The 22565-nt window shown below is 39.3% G+C and carries 21 protein-coding genes and 1 riboswitch; of the genes, 12 read left to right on the top strand and 9 right to left on the bottom strand.

All coding sequences use genetic code 11. The annotated features are described in order from the left end of the window. Positions 1-71: 71 nt before the first annotated feature. The 3 genes from WA338_RS08715 to WA338_RS08705 are packed head-to-tail and all read right to left on the bottom strand — an operon-like array spanning position 72 to position 3034. The gene (locus tag WA338_RS08715; protein ID WP_336093047.1) at positions 72-860 is read right to left on the bottom strand and encodes an ABC transporter ATP-binding protein; all 789 of its coding nucleotides are present in this window, start codon (positions 858-860) and stop codon (positions 72-74) included. Between the two features lie 4 nt (positions 861-864). Next, positions 865-1893 carry an iron ABC transporter permease gene (locus WA338_RS08710; protein WP_009779861.1) on the bottom strand — a complete coding sequence of 343 codons (1029 nt, stop codon included), beginning with the start codon at positions 1891-1893 and terminating at the stop codon, positions 865-867. Continuing rightward, the gene (locus WA338_RS08705; protein WP_336093045.1) at positions 1886-3034 is read right to left on the bottom strand and encodes an ABC transporter substrate-binding protein; all 1149 of its coding nucleotides are present in this window, start codon (positions 3032-3034) and stop codon (positions 1886-1888) included. Before WA338_RS08705 ends, WA338_RS08710 begins: the two co-directional genes overlap by 8 nt. A gap of 95 nt (positions 3035-3129) precedes the next feature. After that, a riboswitch (cobalamin riboswitch) is annotated at positions 3130-3343 on the top strand. A gap of 30 nt (positions 3344-3373) precedes the next feature. Between WA338_RS08705 and WA338_RS08700 the strand changes: the two genes are divergently transcribed. Further along, the gene (locus tag WA338_RS08700) at positions 3374-5209 is read left to right on the top strand and encodes a TonB-dependent receptor plug domain-containing protein (protein ID WP_336093043.1); all 1836 of its coding nucleotides are present in this window, start codon (positions 3374-3376) and stop codon (positions 5207-5209) included. Positions 5210-5214: 5 nt separating this feature from the next. Then, positions 5215-6282, top strand: coding sequence for a YncE family protein (locus WA338_RS08695; RefSeq protein WP_336093042.1), 1068 nt, complete (start codon positions 5215-5217; stop codon positions 6280-6282). A gap of 75 nt (positions 6283-6357) precedes the next feature. Here the strand turns inward: WA338_RS08695 and WA338_RS08690 are convergent, their stop codons facing one another. Next, positions 6358-7857 carry a S41 family peptidase gene (locus WA338_RS08690; RefSeq protein WP_336093040.1) on the bottom strand — a complete coding sequence of 500 codons (1500 nt, stop codon included), beginning with the start codon at positions 7855-7857 and terminating at the stop codon, positions 6358-6360. A gap of 39 nt (positions 7858-7896) precedes the next feature. Next, a complete protein-coding gene (locus WA338_RS08685; RefSeq protein WP_273016170.1) occupies positions 7897-9372 on the bottom strand; it encodes a S41 family peptidase in 1476 nt (491 codons plus the stop codon). A gap of 111 nt (positions 9373-9483) precedes the next feature. Here WA338_RS08685 and WA338_RS08680 point away from each other — a divergent pair, with 111 nt between their 5' ends. From WA338_RS08680 to WA338_RS08655, 6 genes are all read left to right on the top strand, one after another. Continuing rightward, on the top strand, positions 9484-9993 hold the full coding sequence (locus WA338_RS08680) for an RNA polymerase sigma factor (RefSeq protein ID WP_336093038.1): 510 nt from the start codon (positions 9484-9486) through the stop codon (positions 9991-9993). Continuing rightward, positions 9980-10417, top strand: coding sequence for a hypothetical protein (locus tag WA338_RS08675; RefSeq protein ID WP_009779868.1), 438 nt, complete (start codon positions 9980-9982; stop codon positions 10415-10417). Before WA338_RS08680 ends, WA338_RS08675 begins: the two co-directional genes overlap by 14 nt. A gap of 16 nt (positions 10418-10433) precedes the next feature. Continuing rightward, positions 10434-10958 carry a DUF4252 domain-containing protein gene (locus tag WA338_RS08670; RefSeq protein WP_040533341.1) on the top strand — a complete coding sequence of 175 codons (525 nt, stop codon included), beginning with the start codon at positions 10434-10436 and terminating at the stop codon, positions 10956-10958. 1 nt (position 10959) lies between these two features. Next, the gene (locus tag WA338_RS08665; protein WP_009779870.1) at positions 10960-11496 is read left to right on the top strand and encodes a DUF4252 domain-containing protein; all 537 of its coding nucleotides are present in this window, start codon (positions 10960-10962) and stop codon (positions 11494-11496) included. A gap of 138 nt (positions 11497-11634) precedes the next feature. After that, positions 11635-13731: a phosphate acetyltransferase gene (gene pta, locus WA338_RS08660; protein ID WP_009779871.1), complete on the top strand. Its 2097-nt coding sequence runs from the start codon at positions 11635-11637 to the stop codon at positions 13729-13731. A gap of 10 nt (positions 13732-13741) precedes the next feature. Beyond that, positions 13742-14923, top strand: coding sequence for an acetate/propionate family kinase (locus WA338_RS08655; RefSeq protein ID WP_336093033.1), 1182 nt, complete (start codon positions 13742-13744; stop codon positions 14921-14923). Positions 14924-15105: 182 nt separating this feature from the next. Here WA338_RS08655 and purB read toward each other — a convergent pair whose 3' ends face one another. Together purB and WA338_RS08645 are read right to left on the bottom strand one after the other, a co-directional pair. Continuing rightward, positions 15106-16446: an adenylosuccinate lyase gene (purB, locus tag WA338_RS08650; protein ID WP_336093031.1), complete on the bottom strand. Its 1341-nt coding sequence runs from the start codon at positions 16444-16446 to the stop codon at positions 15106-15108. An 89-nt stretch (positions 16447-16535) separates the two neighbouring features. Next, on the bottom strand, positions 16536-17081 hold the full coding sequence (locus WA338_RS08645) for a hypothetical protein (protein ID WP_009779875.1): 546 nt from the start codon (positions 17079-17081) through the stop codon (positions 16536-16538). A 39-nt stretch (positions 17082-17120) separates the two neighbouring features. Between WA338_RS08645 and WA338_RS08640 the strand changes: the two genes are divergently transcribed. Then, entirely contained in the window at positions 17121-17594 is a 474-nt protein-coding gene (locus WA338_RS08640; RefSeq protein WP_009779876.1) for a heme-binding domain-containing protein, read from the top strand. Here the strand turns inward: WA338_RS08640 and WA338_RS08635 are convergent. After that, positions 17563-18243 carry an SIR2 family NAD-dependent protein deacylase gene (locus WA338_RS08635; RefSeq protein ID WP_009779877.1) on the bottom strand — a complete coding sequence of 227 codons (681 nt, stop codon included), beginning with the start codon at positions 18241-18243 and terminating at the stop codon, positions 17563-17565. The two genes, WA338_RS08640 and WA338_RS08635, sit on opposite strands and share 32 nt — an antisense overlap. A 136-nt stretch (positions 18244-18379) precedes the next feature. On the opposite strand from WA338_RS08635, the gene WA338_RS08630 reads away from it, so the two are divergent. From WA338_RS08630 to WA338_RS08620, 3 genes are all read left to right on the top strand, one after another. Continuing rightward, a complete protein-coding gene (locus WA338_RS08630) occupies positions 18380-20710 on the top strand; it encodes a CHRD domain-containing protein (protein ID WP_336093028.1) in 2331 nt (776 codons plus the stop codon). 65 nt (positions 20711-20775) lie between these two features. Further along, positions 20776-21429 carry a TrmH family RNA methyltransferase gene (locus WA338_RS08625; RefSeq protein WP_009779879.1) on the top strand — a complete coding sequence of 218 codons (654 nt, stop codon included), beginning with the start codon at positions 20776-20778 and terminating at the stop codon, positions 21427-21429. Continuing rightward, the gene (locus WA338_RS08620) at positions 21426-21668 is read left to right on the top strand and encodes a CBU_0592 family membrane protein (protein ID WP_009779880.1); all 243 of its coding nucleotides are present in this window, start codon (positions 21426-21428) and stop codon (positions 21666-21668) included. The genes WA338_RS08625 and WA338_RS08620 overlap by 4 nt, the downstream gene beginning before the upstream one ends. 79 nt (positions 21669-21747) lie before the next feature. On the opposite strand, the gene WA338_RS08615 is transcribed toward WA338_RS08620, so the two are convergent. Beyond that, positions 21748-22545, bottom strand: a complete 798-nt coding sequence (locus WA338_RS08615) for a carboxypeptidase-like regulatory domain-containing protein (protein WP_336093027.1) — start codon at positions 22543-22545, stop codon at positions 21748-21750. Between the last annotated feature and the right edge of the window lie 20 nt (positions 22546-22565).

Here is a 22565-nt window from a genome sequence, read left to right as displayed (position 1 = left end):
AGCGTCTATAAAGGGTGAACTACTTCGAGGCTTGCCTCTAGGTAGTTTATTCAAAGATACTATTTGACCTTTTACTTGATAAAAAAGCGGCGTGAAGTTTTGTCAAAACCAATGCGATTATTTGGGAATAGCTGCTCAAAAATACCTGATTCAATTAAGTTTTGTGGAGTGTCTTGTTGGGCTTTGTTTTGTTGAATAACGATCATTTCATCGCAAAGCGAAAGAACCAATTCTATATCGTGCGTGGTACATAAAATCGTTTTGTTATGCTCGTGTGCTATGTTTTTCAACAAAGAAAAAATAGAGGCTTTATGATGCAGATCTAGATGTGTTGTAGGTTCATCCAGCATAATGATCGGGGTATCCTGAGCCAAAGCGCGGGCAATAAGCGCGCGTTGAAATTGTCCATCACTTAAAGCGTAGCAGGCTGTGTGCCTCAGTTGTTCAAGTGCAGTTGCTTCAATCGCTTGTTCTATATGATTCTTGTCTTCTTGAGAAAGTTTACCCAGCCAATTGGTATACGGCTGTCTTCCTAAGGCCACCAACTCTAAAACACTAAGGTTTTTTGAAATTTGCTGTCCTGTGAGCACGACGCTAAGCCACTTAGATTTCTCTTCGGTACGCAAAGCGGAAAGAGGAGAAGCATCAATATAAACTTCGCCGGCCAAGGGTTTTTGCAGTCCGGCAAGGCTGCGTAATAAAGTTGATTTTCCTGATCCGTTAATACCTACCATTGTGGTGAAAACACCTGGTTTCAATTGAAGGTTTACGTTTTCTACAACAGGTTTTTCTTCAGATGCGGAAACATACCCCACCGAAAGTTGCTCACAGTTGAGAAGGATTGAAGGTTGTTTTTCCATCAGGTTAAAATAAAAGTTTTTTCTTTCGGATCAATAGCCAGATCACAATAGGCGCTCCTATTAGCGAAGTAATTGCGTTGATGGGTAATGTAAATGCAAACCAAGGCATTTGTGCTATAATATCGCAAAGCAGCATTAAAACTGCACCGCCTAAAATACAAGCAGGCATCAAGACCCAATGATTGGAAGCTGTAAACCATTGCCTGATCAAATGCGGTACCGCTAGGCCTACAAACGCAATGGGCCCGACAAATGCGGTTAAACTTCCTGCTAAAATACTTGTGGCGATCAATATGATGAATCTGCTTTTTTGAAGGGAAACGCCTAAGGTTTGTGCATAATGATCCCCTAGTAAGAGACTGTTGAGACTCTTTGTGATACTCAACGCGAGTAAAAGACCTATGAAGTAACAAACGGACAGAATTCCGAGTGCCTTCCAGGAGATGTCTCCCAAACTACCAAAGGACCAAAACATATAACGCTGCAACTCTTCAGCCGGACTAAAATAGGCAAGAATACTTACAACAGCCGAAGTAAGACTACCAAACATAAGACCTATGATGAGCAAAGCCATGGCGTCTCGCACTCGTGCGGCCACAAGAATAACGACACTCAAAACAGCAAAACTACCTAAACTGGCAGCTATGATGGTTCCCCAACTGTTGGGAGCGATTACTGCGGTAAGTCCTAAAGCGCTTCCACCTAAAATAAAGAAAGCGACCCCCAGGCTCGCACCGCTGCTTATTCCTAAAACGAACGGACCTGCGAGCGGATTCTTAAAAAGCGTTTGCATCATCAATCCTGCAACTGCAAGACCGCTTCCTGTGAGTACTGCAGCCAGAGCTTTTGGGATTCGGTAATCTAAAATAATATAAGTCCAAGCTTCTTTAACGCTATCGTCTCCCAAGAGTATTTTTAAAATTGCCGTTAAAGGAATTTTTACAGAACCCAGAGCGATATTACTTAGGAAGAGTATGAGCAATACAATTCCTAAACTAATAAAGCGGATGCTATGTTTCTTCTCGTTAATCAAGCGGATAGAAAAAATGAGGTTGGTTTGTTTTGCTAAGTTCCGGATGAAAGATAGCAACTAAATCCTCCAGAACCCAATCTGGCCGTGAAGGTGCGAGTTCGTAATATAACATTCCTCCGGTAGCGCCTTTTGCCGAAGCAAAACTGTAAATTCGTTTGTTTTTAAAAGCATCAAACCTGGTGTAAGCATCATTGGTGTTTGCAAGTGCATCATAGCTTTCAAATGCGTTGGGAGCAATCCAGAAATCAGCTTTTTGAGCGGTATTTAAAACCGACTCGATACTTAAGGCGGCGCTTCCGATTCCTGAAGTATTTTTATAGAGATAATTTGCATTAGCATCAGCGATGAGTTGTGCTGCCCAACTGTCTCCTTTGGGTAAATACCAAACATCTTTAAACATTGCTCCGCTTAAAACTGTAGGCTGATTTTTTGCTTTTAATGCGTTTTCTTTTAAGTTGTTGTATTGTGTTTCGATCGTATTAAAAATGCTGTCTGCTACAGCTTCTTTATCATAAAGTGCGGCAAAAAACTTGATCCATTCTGCTTGACCTAAAGGAGAATTTTCGGTCCAGTCTCCGTTATAAATGACCGGAATTTGCGCGCGTTGTAATGAACTTAGTGTTTTATTTTCTCCTTCAACCCCAAAACTTACTACGACATCCGGATTTAAGTCAATTGCTTTTTCGGTATTGATCGCTTCATTCTGACCAAGCTCTTGAATGTTTCCGGCATCAATCAAAGCGCGGGTTTTTTCTGAAGAGATATAGTTGAGATTAGGAAAGCCGACCAGCGATTTTTCTACACCTAAAAGCTCTAATGCAGGAATATGCGTAGTAGAAGTAACTACAATCGAAGAAATAGGAGTTGTGATCGCAGCATCTGCCTGAATGCTATCAGGCGCAGTCGTGCCTTTTTTTTGAAGAAGGTATTTAAATGTTTTGGTGCTGCCCGGCCATGCACTGGAGACTTTGAGGATTTTAAAATCACCATAGTTGTCGATTTGAAAGCCTTTAGCGTACGATAGCCTAGCATGGCTATTTTGCTCGACTTGAACTTCCGTAGTTTTTTGATTTTCATTTTTACATGAATGAAATAGCAAAAGGGAAATGCATAAGGCTTTGGTAATGTGTTTTTTAATCAAAATACAGTGCTTTTTTGAGATTCTGAAGCTGAAAAAATGCTGCATCAAAAGTAAGATTAATTAAAAAAAGGAATGCAGACTTACAGATTTGATTAACTTCGCAGACGTATTTTGGTGGTGTTTTTTGTTTTTAAAAACACCTTAAAAGGGAATCAGGTGCTTCTTTGTAAAAATCCTGAGCTGTTCCCGCAACTGTAAGCTTAGTTCGTAAATGAACGGTAAAGATCGTCTTACACCACTGTCAATATTGATGGGAAGGTTTGATCTTTATACGCGAGCCAGGAGACCTGCCAGAAGAAACTAATAACTATAGACTTTCGGGTTAAAGGTCTGAGGCTTATGAAGAAAACGCTATTCTATATTTTCTTAGCACTGTTTGCGTGTCTACAAGACCTAAACGCGCAGGACAGTCTGTTGACCGCTTTAGATTCGGTATATGTTACAGATGTGAAGCTCAAGAACTATTCTACTGGAAGAAGAGTCCTGCAACTTTCAGACGCTTTAACGCAAAAAAACAGACCTCTTCTTACCAATACATTAAACTTCAATACCCCTATTTATTTTAAAGAAAACGGGTTGGGGATGGTGTCTTCACCATCTTTTAGAGGAACCACAGCTTCACAAACTGCAGTGGTTTGGAACGGGATCAATATCAATTCGCAATTTAACGGGCAGCTTGATTTTAATACGGTAAATGCTGCTGCTTACGACGAGATCGCAGTGCGTGGCGGCGGCGGAAGCGTGGTCTATGGAACCGGTGCCATTGGCGGAAGTGTGCATCTTAACACACAACTCAATTTTAAGAACCAGCAATCGCATCATCTGTTTTTGCAGTACGGCAGTTTTGATACCCGTGATGCGCGCTATCAATTTAAAATGGGAACCGAAACGTATAGCCTGTCGCTAGCCTTGGCGCATAACAGTAGTGCTAATGACTATGCGTATCCTAATGATGGTAAAAATTTAAATGGTGAATTTGAAAATACAGCGCTTAATGTTGGTTTAGGTTTTAAACTGAACGCAAAGCACAGCCTTCGATTTTTTAGCGAATTATACGACGGTGAGCGGCATTTTTCACTCATCAGAGCTTCAGAAACGCGAACCAAATACGATGATCTAAACAGTAAGAATTTGCTCGAGTGGGAGTATGAATTTTCAGATTTTACTTCGGTTACTCGTGTAGCGTATTTAGATGAACATTATAGATACTTCGGAAATTTAAGTTCAGCAAATTATTCTTTCGGAAGCGCAAAAACCATAATCGGAAAATATGATCTTACTTATCGTTTATCTCGTAGACTTCATCTCAACACTGTTTTAACCAATACGTATACTTCGGGAGAAGGTTCAAGCTTAGGAATTAACAACCGTAATATTTTTTCGGCAGCGGTGCTTATGAAGCATCAGCTGAAGAATGACTTTGATTACGAACTCGGCTTTAGAAAGGAAATTACAGGAAATTATGAGAGTCCGTTTTTATTTTCTTTAGGAGCGACAAAAGCATTTTCAGAATATTTCAGTCTGAATCTGAGTGCTTCGCGCAACTTTAGAATTCCCACGTATAATGACCTGTATTGGTCGAGCGCAGGGAACCCAGATTTGCTTCCGGAGAACTCCTTACAAGGTCAATTAGGTGCAAAAATTACAATAGCCAATTTCAATATAGATCTCACCGGTTATTACAACTCGGTAACAGAAATGATTCGCTGGCTACCCGGTAGCGACGGCGTATGGCGCCCGCGTAATGAAGATGAGGTACGCATTTTTGGAGTAGAAGCTATTGCGAATTGGTCACAAAAAATAAATGCGCATTCCCTGAATATTTATGGAACCTATGCTTACACGATTTCTGAAAATGCACAAACGGGAAACCAATTGATCTACGTGCCTTTTCATAAAGCCACGGCCGGACTTGACTATGACTTCAAGCGATTCAATGCCAGCTTACAATCGGTGTACGTTGGCGAGGTGTTTACACGCAGCGATAATAACAGCCGGTATAACTTGGATGCTTATGCTGTGGTCAATTTCAATTTGGGTTACTCTTTTGGAAATAAAAAAGCGTTCGAGTTAGGAGGTCGTGTAAATAATGTTTTTGATGCTGAATATCAAAGCGTAGAAAACCGTTGGATGCCCGGGCGGAATTTTAGTATGTACTTAAATCTTAAACTATAAAAACAATGATGAAAATTAATAAACTAGCACTTTTTGCGCTTTTAGGCGTATTGGTATTGAACTCGTGTTCTAATGATGACGATGCACTCGAACCACTTCCTGAAGGTGATTATACAGATGGTTTTTTTGTGTTGAATGAGGGAGGAATTGGGACTGTAACTTTTGTGAGTAATGATCTAAATACCGTAAATCAAGATATTTTTGCAACCGTGAATCCTGATGCTGCAGATTTGGGCGGTTATGCTCAATCAATATTCTTTGACGATGCAGACCGCGCTTATATAATTTCAAATGGATCAAATTTAATTACTGTTGTTGATCGCTACACCTTTGAGTTGATCTCGGTTATTGATGAGGGTTTGTCTGTACCAAAGTATGGTGTGGTTTATAATGGTAAAGCTTATGTCACTAACAATAACACTTTTGACGATTACACGTATGATAACGCCAATCCTCCTGCGAGTTATGATGATTATATCGCGGTAATTGATTTAGAAACGATGCGCGTAGAATCAACCATTGAGACTGATAGCTATACAGAGCAGATCGAAGAAGAAGATGGATTGATCTATGTAAACGGTTCTTCATTTGGTTACGGCAATACAATTAATGTGATCAACCCTTCTTCTAATGCGGTAGTTCAAACCCTGGTTACCGACTTTGGTGTTAATTCTTTTGAAATAGAGGATGACTTAGTTTATGCGTTGTCGGGTAGTTCATACCAAGCGTTTAATAAAGATTCTGGTGAAGCTGTAAGTTCTTTAGATTTTGCAGAATTAAGCGCTGCTGCGAACTTGAGAATTGAAGATGATCAAGCTTATTTTACTGTTGGAAGATCAGTTTATGTGATGGAACAAAACAGCACTACAGAACCAAGTGAAGCATTATTAAATTATAATTCTGAGTCTCAATATGGTGTAATGTATGGCTTTGAAGTTGAAGATGACCGCATTTATATCGCAGACGGAGGTGATTTCTCTTCAGATAGTTTTATTGAGGTGTATTCAACTGAAGGTAATTTACTTAAAAATATACGTGTTGGTTTAGGACCTAACGGTTTTTATTTTAACTAAGTCATTCGATACATACCAGATAAAAAAATCCGCTGAGTTTCTCAGCGGATTTTTTTATTGGATAACTATTGAATCCTATTTTTGAATTTGAGGAAGTTCAGTAACATACATTTTTTGGAAGGTAGGTTGATTCATATCGGTTTCTCCTACCAATTCATATGCAGGTCCTGCATTTCTTTTAGAGCTGCTATGACTTCTCCCTAAAATTTGGTCAAGAGCAAGGCTTAGAAGAGGTTCATTTTCATCACCTAGTTCACCAAGATTGGTTAGATCTTCAGCTAATTCAAAATCAGGAACAATTCCTGTAGGAGGGCCAACTACACCGTCGGCATTTGCATATGTATAGATCAAAGGCTGAATTGCATAATTGTGATCTGGATTAATATTTTCTTTACCAAAGTTGTCTCCGTCATAAAGTGTAGCAGAAGCTTGAAATTTACCAACCGTTGTAGTTCCTATTGTTTTTACATCAATATAAGGGCGTAATCCAATAATTGTTAATTCACTTGCAGAAGCGGTGCTGCTGGTACCAATCACATAAAGTCTGGTAAGATTTAAGCTGTTAATTGCTTCACCGGTTCTTATTTGACCATCAAAACGATCGATTAAACTCTCAGGACTTTGAGACTCAAAATAAGCTTGAGCTTCAGCATTCCATTGTTGTTTTGTGATGACTTCACCTTCAAATTGACCAGTGATCATTGAAGTTAAGTCGATGGCACTAGCTACAGAACCACCGCCATTGTAACGTAAGTCCAATACAAGATCTGTGATACCGTCTGCTTTGAAATCTGCAAAGGCAGCATTAAGCTCATCGTCATAGGCACCTACGTAAGAATTATACATTAAATATCCAATTTTCTGACCATCAATCTCTAAGGTCTTTGCAATTAGAATAGGGTTTTCAGAGAATCCTTCCTCTTTGGTTAATGCAACAGATTCGCCTGTGCTACTTACGGTGTTATTTGCAACAGTCGCTAAACCTAGGGTATAATCGTCTTGTGCTAATAAACTTTGATAGTTATTGATGTTCATCTGTGTACCATCAACCGTTAGAAACAGATCTCCACGTTCGATGATGGTAGTAGACGCATTTGAATTAGGAGCTACATAGCGAACATAACCAAATATGTCATCTGAATTTGAAAAACGAACTAAGCTGTATTTGAGTCCGTTACTTTTACTTACTCCAGAAAAGCTATTTTCAAGTGCTACATAATCGTTTGTCAAATAACTGAAGCGATCCTGGTCTGAAACTAACTCATCATAGTAAAAATCCTCAGGTACCGGGTTTTCTGAAAGATATTCAGCATACTCGTTAACATCTGAAAAATAAGATTCGTCAAGTTCTGGAGTATCTGCTTTATAGAGGTAATACACGTTCATCGCAGACCATATAAAGTCTTGAATGGGATAATCTTCTCTATTATAAGTGACTTCTTCTGGCGCTTCCGGTTCTTCTGGCGCCGGTTCCTCAGGTGTTGGTTCTTCAACAATTTCAGCTACATCATCATCATTAGAACACGCAGAAAAAATCAATACGCTTAATAGAAATACTAGGAAATTCTTTTTCATTTTAAAAGGGGGTATTTAAATAATTGCGGAATATAAGATTTATTTTAAACTATCAGGTAAGTCTTTTATGTACATACGTTGATACGTTGCGTTTTGGTTTTCACGCTCTCCAAAGAGTTCAAATACTGTACCAGCTTTACTTTTAGAAGAATAGCTACGCCCTAAGATTTGATCTAATGCCAAACTTAATAAAGGTTCGTCAGGAGCTCCTAGAGTACCTAAGTTTGAAATATCTTCTCTAAGCTCAAAATCTGGTGTGATTCCTGCTGGTGGGCCAATAATGTCATCTGCATTGGCATAGGTATAAACCAAAGGTTGAATCGCGTAAAAATGACTTGGGTTTAAGGTCTCATCATTTCTTCGGAAACTATCAGAATCATAAAGCGTTATGGAAGCTTGAAACTTACCTACTGTAGTGGTTCCCACAGTTTGAACGTCGATGTAGGGTTGTAATCCTATGATGGTTAACTCACTTGCCGAAGCGGTACTTCCTGTACCAATTACAAATAAGCGACTTAGGTTGAGACTGTTGATGAGGCTTCCGTCTGAGATTGTATTGTCAAATCGGTCTATTAAAGCGTCTGGTTCTTCGGCTTCAAAAGCGGCTTGTATTTCAGGATTCCATTGTTGCTTGGTTATGATCTCACCATTAAACTGCCCGGTGATCATAGAAGTTAGATCGATAGCCGTCTCAACCGAACCACCACCATTGTAGCGTAAGTCAAGAACCAGATCTGTCACTCCATCTGCTTGAAATTGTGCAAATGCGGCATTCAATTCACTATCAAAATTACGGCGATAGGCGTTATACATGAGATAGCCTATTTTGTTTCCATCGATGTCTAAAGTTTTAGCAATAAAAACCGGATTCTCTGTATATTCTTTTTGAACCAGATCGATGCGATCCCCGGTTAATTGCAAATCATCATTGGTGTCAAATTCGGCTAAAGCAATGGTATAGCTGTCCAGATTGAGCAATTCCCGTGAACGCGTACTTAAAGAGTACGTGCCGTCACCGTTGGCCGTTGTGGTTAAACGTTCGTCATTTATCGTATTGAATATCATTCCGCGTGCTACACCATTTTCTGAAGCAGAAGTGTTAGGGAGCACATAACGTACATAGGCAAACGCAAAGTTGGCATCATTAGGGTCTAATGCTAGACCATAATCGATACCTGAAGTTTTGCTCACACCGGCTAATGAATTTTCTAAATCGCGGTAATCTGTACTTAAAAAGCTAAAACGATCTACATCGGCAACCAGACCATTGTAAAATAAATCTTCAGGGCCGGTAAATGCAGACAAGAAATCATTCAATTCTGAATTGGTATCAAAATAGGTGTTGGCCAATTCCGGAATTTCAGGTTTATACAAATAGTACAGTTGCATCCCACTGTAGATGAAGTTTTCGATCTCTAATTCAGAAAGCGGTCGTATCTCATCGTCCCGGTCTTTACTGCAGGAACTCAATACGATTAAGATAACAAGGCTAAGCGAAAGGGTAATTCTTTTCATTGTGGCAAATTAATAATCAACTCTAAATTTAGGGGTATTATTGTATTTATTGTTTTTAATGTAACAAAATTTATGTTGAATCGTCATCCTTGTAACTAACCGCTAGTAAGAATGAATCAAAAAGAATTTTTAGCTCAAGTAAATCCAATTCAGGATCGTCTGTATCGTCTGGCAAGGCGGCTGCTGGTTTCTGATGATGAGGCACAGGATGCTACACAGGAAATTTTGATCAAGCTGTGGTCTAATCGTAAGAAATTTAAAAAGCTACGCAGCATTGAAGCTTTTGCCGTGACGATGACAAAGAATTATTGTTATGACAAGTTAAAAGCAAAAAGTAGCAACAACTTACAATTAGTACATTCTAATTATGAAGATCAGCATTACAATACGGTAAAGACCAGTGAGAATAATGACAGTGTTAATTGGGTGTTTAAGTTGATGAAGGAATTACCCGAACAACAACGACTGGTTTTACATATGCGGGATGTGGAGCAATATTCAAACAGTGAGATTGCAAAAGAATTAGATTTAAATGAAACAGCGGTACGTATTACGCTGTCTAGAGCTCGAAAAACAATACGTGAACAATTGTTAAAAAAACACAACTATGGAATTAAATAAAATCGAAAAGCTGCTTGAGCTTTACTTTGAGGGAGCAACTTCCTTAGAGCAAGAAGCACAGTTGCAAGACTACTTTACTAGTGATGAAGTAGCCGGGCATCTCGCAGAGTATGCTCCGCTGTTTGGAGCATTTGCTCAGGCAAAAGAGCAAGGCTTTAACCGAAACATAGAATTGCCAGAAACCAAAAGATCCTGGCGCTGGGTGCCTGTGGCAGCAAGCATTTTGCTATGTGTTGGACTCTTTTTAACCTTTAATCAAAAGCAAGGTTCTGAACACGATCTTGGTACTTATAAAGACCCAGAAGTAGCTGCTTTAAAAACAAAACAAGCGCTGTTTATGATGGGAAATTTTGTAAACAAAGGTACCGGTCAACTTGAAAAACTAGAGACTTTTGAAGAAACCGCAAATCAAATTAAAAAATAATCTAAATCAAAAAACGATGAATAAATTAGTAGTTACCTTAATGTTAGTTGGCTTTAGCCTTACCACTTATGCTCAAAAGAGCTTTGACAGATTTGAAGATATGAAAGATGTAACCGCAATGGTTATTAATCAGAAGATGTTCAAATTACTAGGAAAGATGGATCTCGATTCTAAAGATCCTGAGATGAAAAATTATATCGATATGGTGAACAGCCTTGAAGATATAAAAGTGTTCTCAACAAAAAGTGCTAATGCAGCAAAGGCGATGAAAGGTGAGTTTAGCGCTTACAAAGCTAGTGAGAAACTGGAGCAGCTTATGAGTGTAAAGGATGAAGGTAAAAATGTGAATTTTTACTACAAGCCGGGAAAAAGCGATGATTTTGTAAGCGAGTTCCTGATGTTTATAGATGGTGAAAATAACGATGACGACACCGTACTCATCAAGATCACAGGTAATATAGACTTGAGAGAAATAGGTAAGATCGCAAATAGCATCAACTTTGATGGAAGCGATGAATTAAAAAATGTAAAAGTAAATTAAGATGAAAGCGTTTAAATTCAGTTTGATGCTGCTTTTGATTGCAACTCTTATGAGTTGTAACAATCAGCAGTCATTGCAAGAATATTATATAGACAGTAAAGAGAACGAAGACTTTATTATGGTTGACTTGCCTACCAGCTTGATCAGTGCTAAAAGTGAATCTTTATCTCCAGAGCAAAAAAAGGTGATCGAGTCGGTTAAAAAAATCAACTTGTTAGCTTATTCGTTAAAAGACACCGCTTTTTATACCAGTGAAACCGGAAAGGTAAAAGCTATTCTCAAAGGCGATAATTATGACGAGTTGATGAAGTTAGGAAGCACCGAGCAGCGTATGCGCATTTTTATTAAAGGTGATGAAGACGCTATCGATGAGGTTGTTGTTTTTGCTCAGGATAACAGCAAAGGTTTCGTTCTTGCTCGTGTTTTGGGTAACGATATGAATGTAGCAGATATGGTACGTTTTGCCGAAACTATGGATACCAGCAGTGCCGCTTTAAACACCGCGCAATTTGAAGGAATAATGGATGTTTTCAATTAAAACATTCTCCATTAGCATATAAACAAAAGGGAGTCTCTTAGACTCCCTTTTTTATTTAGAACAGGTTTAAACAATGACATAAGTCAGTAATTACTTTAGTTCTTAAATTGTAATTTTACCTAAACAATCTAACACGCTATGAATAAAGGAATTTATATCGCGACGCTCGAGCCTAATAGTGGTAAATCTATTGTTTCGCTTGGTTTGATGCGCACGCTTTTAGGTAAGACGGCCAAAGTGGGGTATTTCAGGCCCATTATTGACGATAGTAAAAACACCGGTAAAGACAATCATATAAGTACGGTTCTTTCTTTTTTTGATATCAAACTCGATTATGAAGATGCGTATGCGTTTACCAGCAGCGAGTTGATCAAAAAACGTAATAAAGGGAAGTCTGGTGAAATACTCGATACGATCATTACCAAGTATAAAAATCTAGAAGACCGTTTTGACTTTGTTCTGGTAGAAGGATCAGATTTTACAGGAGAAGGAAGTGTTTTTGAGTTTGACACTAATGTTCTGGTAGCAAAAAATTTAGGCTTACCGGTAATTCTTGTAGGAAGTGGTGTAAATAAAACCGAAGATGAACTTCTAGGGAGTTTGCAAATTGCATATACTACGTTTTTAGAGAAAGATGTTTCAGTTTTGGCGGTGGTGGCCAATAAAGTTCAAGAGGAAAATTTAATGGTTGCTAAAAACGGACTGAGCAATTTCTTACCTGATTCTGTTGAAGTTTTTGCAATTCCTTATACCGAAAAGCTAGCGCGACCTACAATCAAAGAGATTGTAGAAGAGTTAGATGGCGAAGTCTTATTTGGTGCCGAATTTCTAGACAATCAAACCGGGAATTTTGGAGTTGGTGCTATGCAGCTGCGTAATTATTTGACGCATTTAAAACAAGATAGTCTGGTAATTACTCCGGGAGATCGAGCTGATATAATTCTTGGAGCGCTTCAGGCGAATATTTCAACCAATTACCCGCGTATTTCCGGGATTATATTAACCGGAGGGTTAAAGCCTGAAGAACCAATTTTACAATTAATACAGGGACTTTCTCAAATCGTGCCAATTGTTTCAGTAAACGACGGAACTTTTTCGGTGACGAATAGAGTAGGGAACATCAAATCTCAAATTTACGCAAGCAGCAAACCTAAGATCGAAACTTCACTTACAGTTTTTTCTAAAGAGGTTTCTTTTGATAAACTTATTGAGCGCCTGATCAATTTAAAACCTAAAGGAATTACGCCAAGAATGTTTCAGTATGGTTTGATGAAGCGCGCACGTACGGCTAAAAAGCATATCGTTATGCCCGAAGGGACAGACGAACGCATATTGACCGCTGCGATTCAGCTCGTAGAATTAGATATTGTTCAAATTACCTTGCTGGGCGAAGTGGAGAAAGTGAAAGAAAAAGCTGTGCAACTGGGGCTTGCCTTAGATTTAGATAAAATCTCGGTGATCAACCCCGTGCAGTCTGAGCATTTTGATGATTATGTAGAAACTTTTTATGAACTGCGTAAGCATAAAAATGTAAATCGTGACATTGCCCGCGATTGGATGGCCGATGTTTCATACTATGGCACGATGATGATCTACAAAGGCCACGCAGACGGCATGGTAAGTGGTGCGGCGCATACGACGCAGCATACGATTAGACCGGCGCTTCAGTTTATTAAAACAAAGCCCGGTGTTTCAGTGGTGTCTTCGGTATTTTTTATGTGTCTTGAAGATCGTGTTTCAGTATTTGGAGATTGTGCGATCAACCCAAATCCTTCAGCTACAGAACTGGCAGAAATCGCGATTTCTTCCGCAGAAAGTAGTTTGGCCTTTGGCATTGAGCCTAAGATCGCAATGCTTTCCTATTCCTCAGGAACTTCAGGAAAAGGTGCAGATGTCGATCGTGTACGTGAAGCGACCGAAATTGTCAAAAAAGAACGTCCAGACCTTAAAATTGAAGGTCCTATTCAATATGATGCTGCGGTAGACGCTGCAGTAGGAAAAAGCAAATTACCCGATTCTGAAGTTGCCGGTCAGGCGAGTGTTTTGATCTTTCCAGATTTGAATACAGGAAATAATACCTATAAAGCGGTACAGCGTGAAACCGGCGCTCTGGCCATTGGTCCTATGCTACAAGGCTTAAACAAGCCGGTAAATGATTTGAGTCGCGGTTGTACTACCGAAGATGTTTTTAACACAGTAATCATCACGGCGATACAAGCACAAGGTTTTAATTAGAAGATTTTAAATGAATATACTCGTAATAAACTCCGGAAGCTCTTCGATTAAATTTCAACTTATTCAAATGCCCGAAACGCGCGTTTTGGCCAGTGGAGTAGTAGAACGAATCGGGATCGAAAACGGAAGTATTTCCTATAAAACAGAAACGGCTGATTTTTCAGAAAAGGTTGATTTTAAAGATCATGCTGAAGGTTTGCAAAAAGTAGCAAACCTTCTTATGAGTGCTGAGATCGGTGTGATTAAGAATGCTGCCGAAGTGGATGCCGTTGGACATCGTGTGGTACACGGTGGGAAACAATTTACCAAAACCATCAAAGTTAATGATGAGGTAAAAGCAAATATCAAACGATTGTTTTCGCTGGCTCCGTTGCATAATCCTGCTAACTTAACGGGAATCGAAGTTGCCGAAAAACTCTTTGAAGATACACCACAGGTTTGTGTGTTTGACACCGCATTTTTTGAGAGTGTTCCGCAGAAAGCGTATCAATATGCGATTCCGCAGCATTTAATGGAAGAATCCAGAATTAGAGCTTATGGTTTTCACGGTACCAGTCACAAGTATGTAAGCAAAAAGGCGCTGAATCATCTTGATGATCCTTATGCTAAAATTATAACCATTCACTTAGGAAATGGTTGCAGTATGACGGCGATTAAAGACGGTAAAGCGATTGATACCTCGTTAGGTTTTGGTCCAGCAAACGGACTCATAATGGGTACGCGGGCCGGAGATATTGATCAAAGTGTAGTGTTTTTTATGCAAGAGCATTTAGGCTATTCTGTCAAAGAAGTCAGCGATTTGCTTAACAAAAAAAGTGGAATGCTAGGTCTTACAGGCCATAGCGATTTGCGTGATATTGAGGCTGCAGCAGCTTCTGGAGATCGTACTTGTGCGCTTGCTTTAGATATGAACGCGTATCGAATCAAAAAATACATCGGTGCGTATGCGGCTGCTTTAAATGGTCTGGATGCTATAGTATTCACCGCCGGAATAGGAGAGAATAGTAGTACGATACGCAGCAAAGCCTGTAAGGATATCAATTATTTAGGAATTGCTTTAGATGAAAGTTTAAATGGCCAGCGTTCTAAAGATTTACGCGAAATTCAGGCTGAAGCATCTAAAGTGAAAGTTCTGGTAATCCCCACAAATGAAGAGTTAGAGATCGCCAATCAAGTATACGATTTGATCTAAATGAAAACGAGACGCAGCTTATTTGCGTCTCGTTTTTATTAAGTTGATGATCAAAATCAGAAAAATAAGCGCTAAAACTATAAGCACCGGTGTTTTTGTCAGTATTCTGGTGAGTCCTGCGATGAGTATTCCTGCGTAAAGCAGTACAACCAGAAGCAGATTTAGCGAAAATTTATACTGCATTAAATACCGGTATAATTAGCCGGAGTAATCGCTTTTAATTCGTCTTTAATCGCGGTACTCACCTCTAAAGTTTCTATAAAAGCGTGCATAGAATTCTGGGTAATCGCCTCATTGGTACGTGTAAGTCCTTTTAGAGCCTCATACGGATTTGCGTAACCTTCTCTACGTAAAATGGTCTGAATCGCTTCAGCAACCACCGCCCAGTTATCTTCAAGATCTTCAGCAAACTTACTTTCGTTAAGCAATAATTTATTCAAGCCTTTTAAGGTGCTTTGTAAACCTATCAAAGTATGCCCGTAAGGCACGCCTATATTTCTTAAAACCGTACTATCTGTCAGATCTCGTTGTAATCTTGAAATAGGCAATTTTGCCGAAAGATGTTCTAAGATCGCATTGGCGATTCCTAAGTTTCCTTCGCTATTTTCAAAATCAATAGGATTCACTTTATGCGGCATCGCCGAAGAACCAACTTCTCCTTTCTTGATCTTCTGCTTAAAATATTCCATAGAAATATATTGCCAGAAATCACGATTCAAGTCGATAAGAATGGTATTGATGCGCTTCACATTATCAAATAATGCAGCCATGTGATCATAATGCTCGATCTGTGTGGTAGGGAAGGAGTGGTGTAATTTCAAAGTCCCGTTTACAAATGTATTACCAAAGGCTTTCCAGTCGATTTCAGGATACGCCACGTGATGCGCATTGTAATTACCAGTCGCGCCACCAAACTTTGCTGCGCTTGGTACAGCTTTTAAAAGCTTGATCTGCTCCTCAAGGCGCACAATAAAAACTTCGATTTCTTTTCCCAGACGGGTAGGAGAAGCGGGTTGACCGTGCGTACGCGCAAGCATTGAGATGCTCTCCCATTCATCGGCCAGTTGTTTAAGATGATCTACAACCTCCAAAAGTTGTGGAAGATAAACGTGATTGGTCGCATCTTTTAAACTTAAAGGAATCGCTGTGTTATTGATATCTTGTGAGGTGAGACCAAAGTGGATAAACTCTTTAGATTCGGTAAGACCTAAAGCATCAAACTTTTCTTTTATAAAGTATTCAACCGCTTTTACATCGTGGTTGGTAACGCCTTCAATTTCTTTTACTTTGAGCGCATCTTCGGTAGTAAAATCTTCATAGATCGCACGAAGGTTTGGGTAAGTCTCTTTGGGAAATTCGCTCAATTGTGGTAAAGGAATTTCGCAAAGCGCGATAAAATATTCGATTTCAACTTTTATGCGGTACTTTATAAGCGCTTTTTCAGAAAAGTATGCTGAGAGCGCTTCGGTTTTACTGGCATATCTACCGTCTATAGGTGATACGGCTTCTAAAGATAAAGACATAATTGCTTTTTGGTTAAAAGCGCAAATATACACAGCACAATGCTAGTAACAAACGAGAAAGTATAAGAATGTAATTGAATGAGACTCACTTATAAGTCAGCCAATAGTTTTGATGCACGGGATTTAAATGCAGCGGTACTGGAATCGTATTGAAGCGTTAATTGCGCCTTAAGTTCGTCTTGTATCCAGGGCTTGGTATCTTTTAAATTATAAATGCTTTGCATTGCAAAAACTTTGACGGCAACCTTTTCATCGGTTATAAGCCAGTCAAAACACCGGGCTATAATTTGTTGTTGCTCGCTAGCGTTTAATACGATCGTTTTCTTTTTTATAGAAGCTGCGGTAAGCAATTCACAAATCTTGGCCAATATTCTTGAAACAGTTTCAATTTTATTCAGTTCTAGCACTTCAAGAAATAATTTAAGATCAGGTTGAAGCAGTTCTATGCGCTTCCGCAAAGCGATGTCTAAGCCGTATGCAGCATTTGTAGCGAGAAGTGAATCTTGTTGTTTTATAAGTTCTAGGGAATAGGAAACACACTCAGGATTTTTGAGTATTTCGTTTCCTAAGGCTTTACGTTCTTCCAATCGTGCGGAAATCAAAGCAACTTTATCTGCCCATTGCGCTTTGGTCATTATTTAAATGATTAATTTCAACAGAATAAAAATAACAATATGATTTGGATAAAACGCTTTTTAATGCTTGCCTTAGTTGCGCTTGTTGTAATTCAGTTTATACCTGTAGATAAAAACGAAGAAGGTTATGAATCCCTAGCGCCTTTTTTACAGGAAACAAAACCTACCGAAGAGGTGGCTGCAATTTTAAAAAGTGCGTGCTACGATTGCCACAGTAATCAAACGACTTATCCTTGGTATTCTAATTTGGCACCTGTGAGTTTTTATCTTGAAGATCATATCAAAGACGGAAAAAGACATCTCAATTTTTCAGAATGGGAGCAATATTCCGTAAAGCGAAAGGATCATAAGTTAGACGAACTCATTGAAGAGATTGAGCGTAAAAGTATGCCGTTAGAATCCTATACGTTAATTCATACCGAAGCAAAACTTGATGCAGCACAAACCGAAGCCTTGATCAATTGGGCAAAAACTGCACGCATCAATTATTCAGGAGCTGCGCTACCACAGTAGGGACGCCTGTAGAAGCTTTTTCGGCATAGACTTTTAAGTTGGCTTGTGAACGAATGTTGGGTTTAGGATCTATAAAAAATACTTCAGCATCCGGTTTAGCATAATTAATTAATCCTGCCGCGGGATATACTTGCATAGATGTTCCTACAATTAAGATGTAATCGGCTTTAGCAGTGAGTGCCGCCGCGGTATCCAGAAGTGGAACCATCTCCCCAAACCAAACAATATGTGGTCGCAACTGACTATTTTTTGCACAAAGATCTCCTTCATTAATATCTTCTTTCCAGTCGAGAACAAGGTTTTCATCAACCGTACTACGTGCTTTTAACAGTTCACCGTGTAAATGAATCACAGAGGAACTTCCGGCGCGCTCGTGCAGGTCATCAACATTTTGCGTAATAATATCTACTTTAAATTGCTCCTCAAGTTTAACCAATGCTTCGTGTGCAGGGTTAGGGGATACTTCTTTGAGTTGCTTTCTACGCTGACTATAAAAATCAAGAACTAAAGCTCTGTTTTTATTCCAACCTTCTGGGCTGGCAACTTCCATAACATCGTGACCTTCCCATAAACCATTAGCATCCCTAAACGTTTTGAGTCCGCTCTCTGCGCTGATTCCGGCGCCCGTAAGTACTACAATATGCTTCACAATAAAATTTTAGTCAAAAATAATTAACATCTGGGAAAACCAAAAGGTTAAACTATTCGTAATTATTAGTGCTTGGGTTTATGATTTAATAAATTCCAAACAGAAATAATTAATAAATATTCAAAAAAATCAGTTTATGAAAAAGTTTTATTTTTTGGCTTTATCGCTGTTTATTGCTGCTTCTTGTAGTAATGACGACGACAGCCTAGAAGTTATTCCCGGGGAATCAACGGGGAACACAATGACCTATGATTTAAGTGCGGTTTCTAATCCCGATGTTAGTGGAACGGTTACATTTAATGAAAAAACAGATGGTTCTACAGATGTGAGTATCCTTCTATCTTCAACAACTCAAGGTTCACATCCTGCGCATATTCACCTAAACACAGCAGCAGAAGGTGGTGATATCGCAATCGATTTAGAACCTGTAGATGGTGCTTCAAGAAGAAGCTTAACTAACATTACTCAAACTAATGACGGTACGCCGGTATCTTACGATGACCTTCTAAATTTTGATGGATACATTAATGTACATGCAAGCGCTGACGATTTAGGTACACTGCTTGCTCAAGGTGATATTGGTCAAAACGATCTTACAGGAACTACTAAGTCTTATGATTTGGTAACCAAAGATGTTGATGGAATCAGCGGTACAGCTACGTTTTCTGAGCGTGTAAATGGTGAAGCTTTACTAGAAGTAATGCTTGATGGAACTCCTGACGGCGGAATGCATCCGGGACATATTCATAACAATTCTGCTGCAGAAACCGGTGGTATTGCACTTACCTTAACGACTCTTGATGGGACGACAGGTATGAGTAAAACCAACATAAGCGCATTAAATGATGGTACTCAAATAGGATATGCCGGAATTTTAGATTTCGACGGTTATATCAATTTCCATTTAAGTGCAGACGATTTGGCAACGCTTGTTGCTCAAGGTGATATTGGTGAAAACGAATTAACCGGAGAAACTAAAGATTACGAATTAGTAACTAAAGACGTAGAGGGTATAAGCGGTACAGCAACTTTTGCAGAGCGTAAAAGTGGTGCAGCGTTAGTAACTGTAATGCTTGACGGAACTCCTGACGGCGGAATGCACCCGGGACATATTCATAACAATTCTGCAGCAGAAACCGGAGGTATTGCTAAGACCTTAACAACACTTGATAGAACTACCGGAATGAGTGTAACACACATTGAAGCTTTAAATGATGGGACTGAAATTGGGTATGCAGGATTATTAGACTTTGATGGTTATATCAACTTCCATTTAAGTGCAGATGATTTAGCAACCTTAGTTGCTCAAGGGGATATTGGTGAAAACGAATTGACCGGTGAAACTAAAGACTACGAATTAGTAACTAAAGATGTACCAGGAATTAGTGGTACTGCAACCTTTGCAGAGCGTAAAAGTGGTGCAGCATTAGTAACTGTAATGCTTGACGGAACTCCTGACGGTGGAATGCACCCTGGACATATTCATAACAATTCTGCTGCAGAAACCGGAGGAATTGCTAAGACTCTAACAACACTTGACGGAACAACCGGAATGAGTGTTACACATATCGAAGCATTGAATGATGGGACTGAAATAGGATATGCAGGATTATTAGACTTTGATGGTTATATCAATTTCCATTTGAGTGGAGATGATCTGGCAACTTTAGTGGCTCAAGGTGATATTGGTGAAAACGAATTGACCGGAGAATCTAAAGAATATGATTTAGTAACCAAAGATGTGCCTGGAATTAGTGGTACTGCAACCTTTGCAGAGCGTAAAAGTGGTGCAGCCTTAGTAACTGTAATGTTAGATGGGACTCCTGATGGCGGAATGCACCCAGGACATATTCATAACAACTCTGCTGCAGAAACCGGAGGAATTGCTAAGACCTTAACAACGCTTGACGGGACAACCGGAATGAGTGTTACGCATATTGAAGCTTTAAATGACGGAACCGAAATTGGTTATGAAGGCCTATTAGACTTTGATGGTTATATCAACTTCCATTTAAGTGCAGATGATTTGGCAACTTTAGTTGCTCAAGGAGACATAGGTCAAAACGAACTTACCGGTGAGAGTATGACTTATGATCTTGATACGAAAGATGTGCCTGGAATTAGCGGTACAGCTACTTTTGCAGAGCGTTTAAGTGGTGAAACTTTAGTAACCCTTGATATTGATGGTACTCCGGCAGGTGGTATGCATCCTGCACACATTCACGCAGGAGCTGTAGCTGATGCGCCTGGAGCTATTTTAATCACCTTAGCCACAGTAGATGGAACTTCAGGAATGAGTCAGACTAACGTGTCTGCATTTAATGCTGAAGACGGTACTGCAAATGGTGGTGATGCGATCACTTACGATGAAATGATCGCGATTGATGGATACATCAATGTACACTTAAGTGCAGATGATCTGGGAACTATTGTTGCTCAAGGTAACGTAGGTTCAAATGTTGAATAAGCATTTATAATTCTTAAATACAAACCCGGCCATTTATTGGTCGGGTTTTTTTATTTTCGGCAGTTATGAAAAAAGAATTAATTGAGTATCTCGAAACTTTCTTGACGCGACGCAGGCAAGACTTATTTAAGCAGGTTCTTGATGAGCGAACGCGTTTTTTAACGGTCGCAATCGAAGATGTGGGGCATTTGCACAATACGAGCGCAGTAATGCGCAGTTGTGATGCGTTTGGGGTTCAGGATATTCATGTGATCGAAGAGCTCAAAGGAAAACGTATCGACCGAGAGATCGCTATGGGCGCGCAGAAATGGACTTCAGTTAAACGCTATGACTCTACAAAAAATGCGTTGGCAAAGCTGAAGTCAGAAGGGTATCAGATCGTGGCAACCACTCCGCATCATACGGCGCACAAACTCGAAGATTTCAAACTAGATAAGCCTACAGCACTTTTCTTCGGAAGTGAAAAAGATGGTCTCACAGAGACGGTGATCGAGGCGGCTGATGAATATATCTACATCCCAACCTTTGGCTTTACACAAAGCTTGAATATTTCGGTATGTGCTGCAATTTTACTTCAGGAATTAACCCAACGTTTGCGCAATTCCAGTTTAGACTGGAAATTAAAACCAAAAGATATTGAAGAAATCAAAACGCTTTGGCTCAAGCGTAATTTAAAGGATTATGACGCTTTAGTAGCACAATTTAAAACTACGTTATGACTTTAGTAGACTGGCTGGGAGCACTAGGCGTATTTCAAATACTATTGGCTTATGTACTCAATCTGGCTAAAAAAGTAACGACCAGCGATTGGTTCTTTTTATTATTAAATACAATTGGTGCTTCAATGGCGTGCAGTGCGAGTATTTTACTGGAGTATTGGCCCTTTATTATTTTAGAAGGTGTCTGGGCGTTTACTTCGTTGATTTCGGTCATTCAGAAAATCAGGCTAAAAAAATAGTATATTGTTTTAACTGAGTTTTTCTGGATACTGAAAGAAATAGAATTGCATTACACAGTTTAAAGTAGCTGAAAACTTTTTAACCTTTATCTCGATTAAGTACGCGGTATTCTTCGTAACAACTGCTAAGCGCATCAAGAATCTGTAGATCGTTAGCCGTTTTTACAAAACTTTCAGAGTAATCACATCTGCTCAAAATCGTCTCGATATCTTCTCTTGGAATTTGCAGTAAAGCTGATAAAGTTTCACGGTCAAATTTGGTAACCAGAAGATCTCTAATATTGTCATCTTCTTTCATCTGACGCAGTTTCCGCATCTGCGAACCTTTATTAGAAAAAACCTTGTTGAGAAAATCTGCCGGATTAAAAATAGCACTCAGGACCTTATTGAAGGCTCCGGGTTGCGAATTGCCACCTTCATACGCGCTTTCTAAGCCAGAAATACTATACCGAACGTTCTTGTAAACCGGGACATTCTTTGCGTCGATCTCAAGGTATCCTGTAAGCTCCACATCCTTAACGACAACTTCTTCAAGGGCAATTCCTGTTTCAGTCATTTTTACTTTTACGTCTCCAAAGCGTTTCCAGTCATTGGTCACACGTATTTGTAAACTTTTAAATCCTAAAAAGGAAAAATAAAGCGTGTCGTTAGAAGAAGCTCTTAACCTAAATGTTCCGTCAGGTTTTGAGATGGTTCCTTTAACCGTGTTGAGGTTAATGATGTTTACACCATCAAGTGGCTCGTTTGTAGACGAATTAAGAACGGTACCTTCTATGTAATTTTCATCTTCTTGAGATGCAGAAGCGGTTTCTGATTCTTGAGCTGAAAGATAAAAAGGAGCTACCATAAGTAGCAGGAGAAATACAAGCTTTTTCATAGAGGATGCCAATTTAGAAA

The sequence above is a fragment of the Leeuwenhoekiella sp. CH_XMU1409-2 genome (genome assembly GCF_037029365.1).
Classification (GTDB): domain Bacteria; phylum Bacteroidota; class Bacteroidia; order Flavobacteriales; family Flavobacteriaceae; genus Leeuwenhoekiella; species Leeuwenhoekiella blandensis.
The sequence above is the reverse complement of the archived record's forward strand: the minus strand, read 5'-3'. Positions and strand labels throughout refer to the sequence as shown.

What these genes read in the sequence shown, in the direction of transcription:
- WA338_RS08715 (WP_336093047.1), bottom strand. Translation starts at nt 860, where the DNA reads ATGGAAAAACAACCTTCAATCCTTCTCAACTGTGAGCAACTTTCGGTG.
- WA338_RS08700 (WP_336093043.1), top strand. Translation starts at nt 3,374, where the DNA reads ATGAAGAAAACGCTATTCTATATTTTCTTAGCACTGTTTGCGTGTCTA.
- WA338_RS08695 (WP_336093042.1), top strand. Translation starts at nt 5,215, where the DNA reads ATGATGAAAATTAATAAACTAGCACTTTTTGCGCTTTTAGGCGTATTG.
- WA338_RS08690 (WP_336093040.1), bottom strand. Translation starts at nt 7,857, where the DNA reads ATGAAAAAGAATTTCCTAGTATTTCTATTAAGCGTATTGATTTTTTCT.
- WA338_RS08685 (WP_273016170.1), bottom strand. Translation starts at nt 9,372, where the DNA reads ATGAAAAGAATTACCCTTTCGCTTAGCCTTGTTATCTTAATCGTATTG.
- WA338_RS08680 (WP_336093038.1), top strand. Translation starts at nt 9,484, where the DNA reads ATGAATCAAAAAGAATTTTTAGCTCAAGTAAATCCAATTCAGGATCGT.
- WA338_RS08675 (WP_009779868.1), top strand. Translation starts at nt 9,980, where the DNA reads ATGGAATTAAATAAAATCGAAAAGCTGCTTGAGCTTTACTTTGAGGGA.
- WA338_RS08670 (WP_040533341.1), top strand. Translation starts at nt 10,434, where the DNA reads ATGAATAAATTAGTAGTTACCTTAATGTTAGTTGGCTTTAGCCTTACC.
- WA338_RS08665 (WP_009779870.1), top strand. Translation starts at nt 10,960, where the DNA reads ATGAAAGCGTTTAAATTCAGTTTGATGCTGCTTTTGATTGCAACTCTT.
- pta (WP_009779871.1), top strand. Translation starts at nt 11,635, where the DNA reads ATGAATAAAGGAATTTATATCGCGACGCTCGAGCCTAATAGTGGTAAA.
- WA338_RS08655 (WP_336093033.1), top strand. Translation starts at nt 13,742, where the DNA reads ATGAATATACTCGTAATAAACTCCGGAAGCTCTTCGATTAAATTTCAA.
- purB (WP_336093031.1), bottom strand. Translation starts at nt 16,446, where the DNA reads ATGTCTTTATCTTTAGAAGCCGTATCACCTATAGACGGTAGATATGCC.
- WA338_RS08645 (WP_009779875.1), bottom strand. Translation starts at nt 17,081, where the DNA reads ATGACCAAAGCGCAATGGGCAGATAAAGTTGCTTTGATTTCCGCACGA.
- WA338_RS08640 (WP_009779876.1), top strand. Translation starts at nt 17,121, where the DNA reads ATGATTTGGATAAAACGCTTTTTAATGCTTGCCTTAGTTGCGCTTGTT.
- WA338_RS08630 (WP_336093028.1), top strand. Translation starts at nt 18,380, where the DNA reads ATGAAAAAGTTTTATTTTTTGGCTTTATCGCTGTTTATTGCTGCTTCT.
- WA338_RS08625 (WP_009779879.1), top strand. Translation starts at nt 20,776, where the DNA reads ATGAAAAAAGAATTAATTGAGTATCTCGAAACTTTCTTGACGCGACGC.
- WA338_RS08620 (WP_009779880.1), top strand. Translation starts at nt 21,426, where the DNA reads ATGACTTTAGTAGACTGGCTGGGAGCACTAGGCGTATTTCAAATACTA.
- WA338_RS08615 (WP_336093027.1), bottom strand. Translation starts at nt 22,545, where the DNA reads ATGAAAAAGCTTGTATTTCTCCTGCTACTTATGGTAGCTCCTTTTTAT.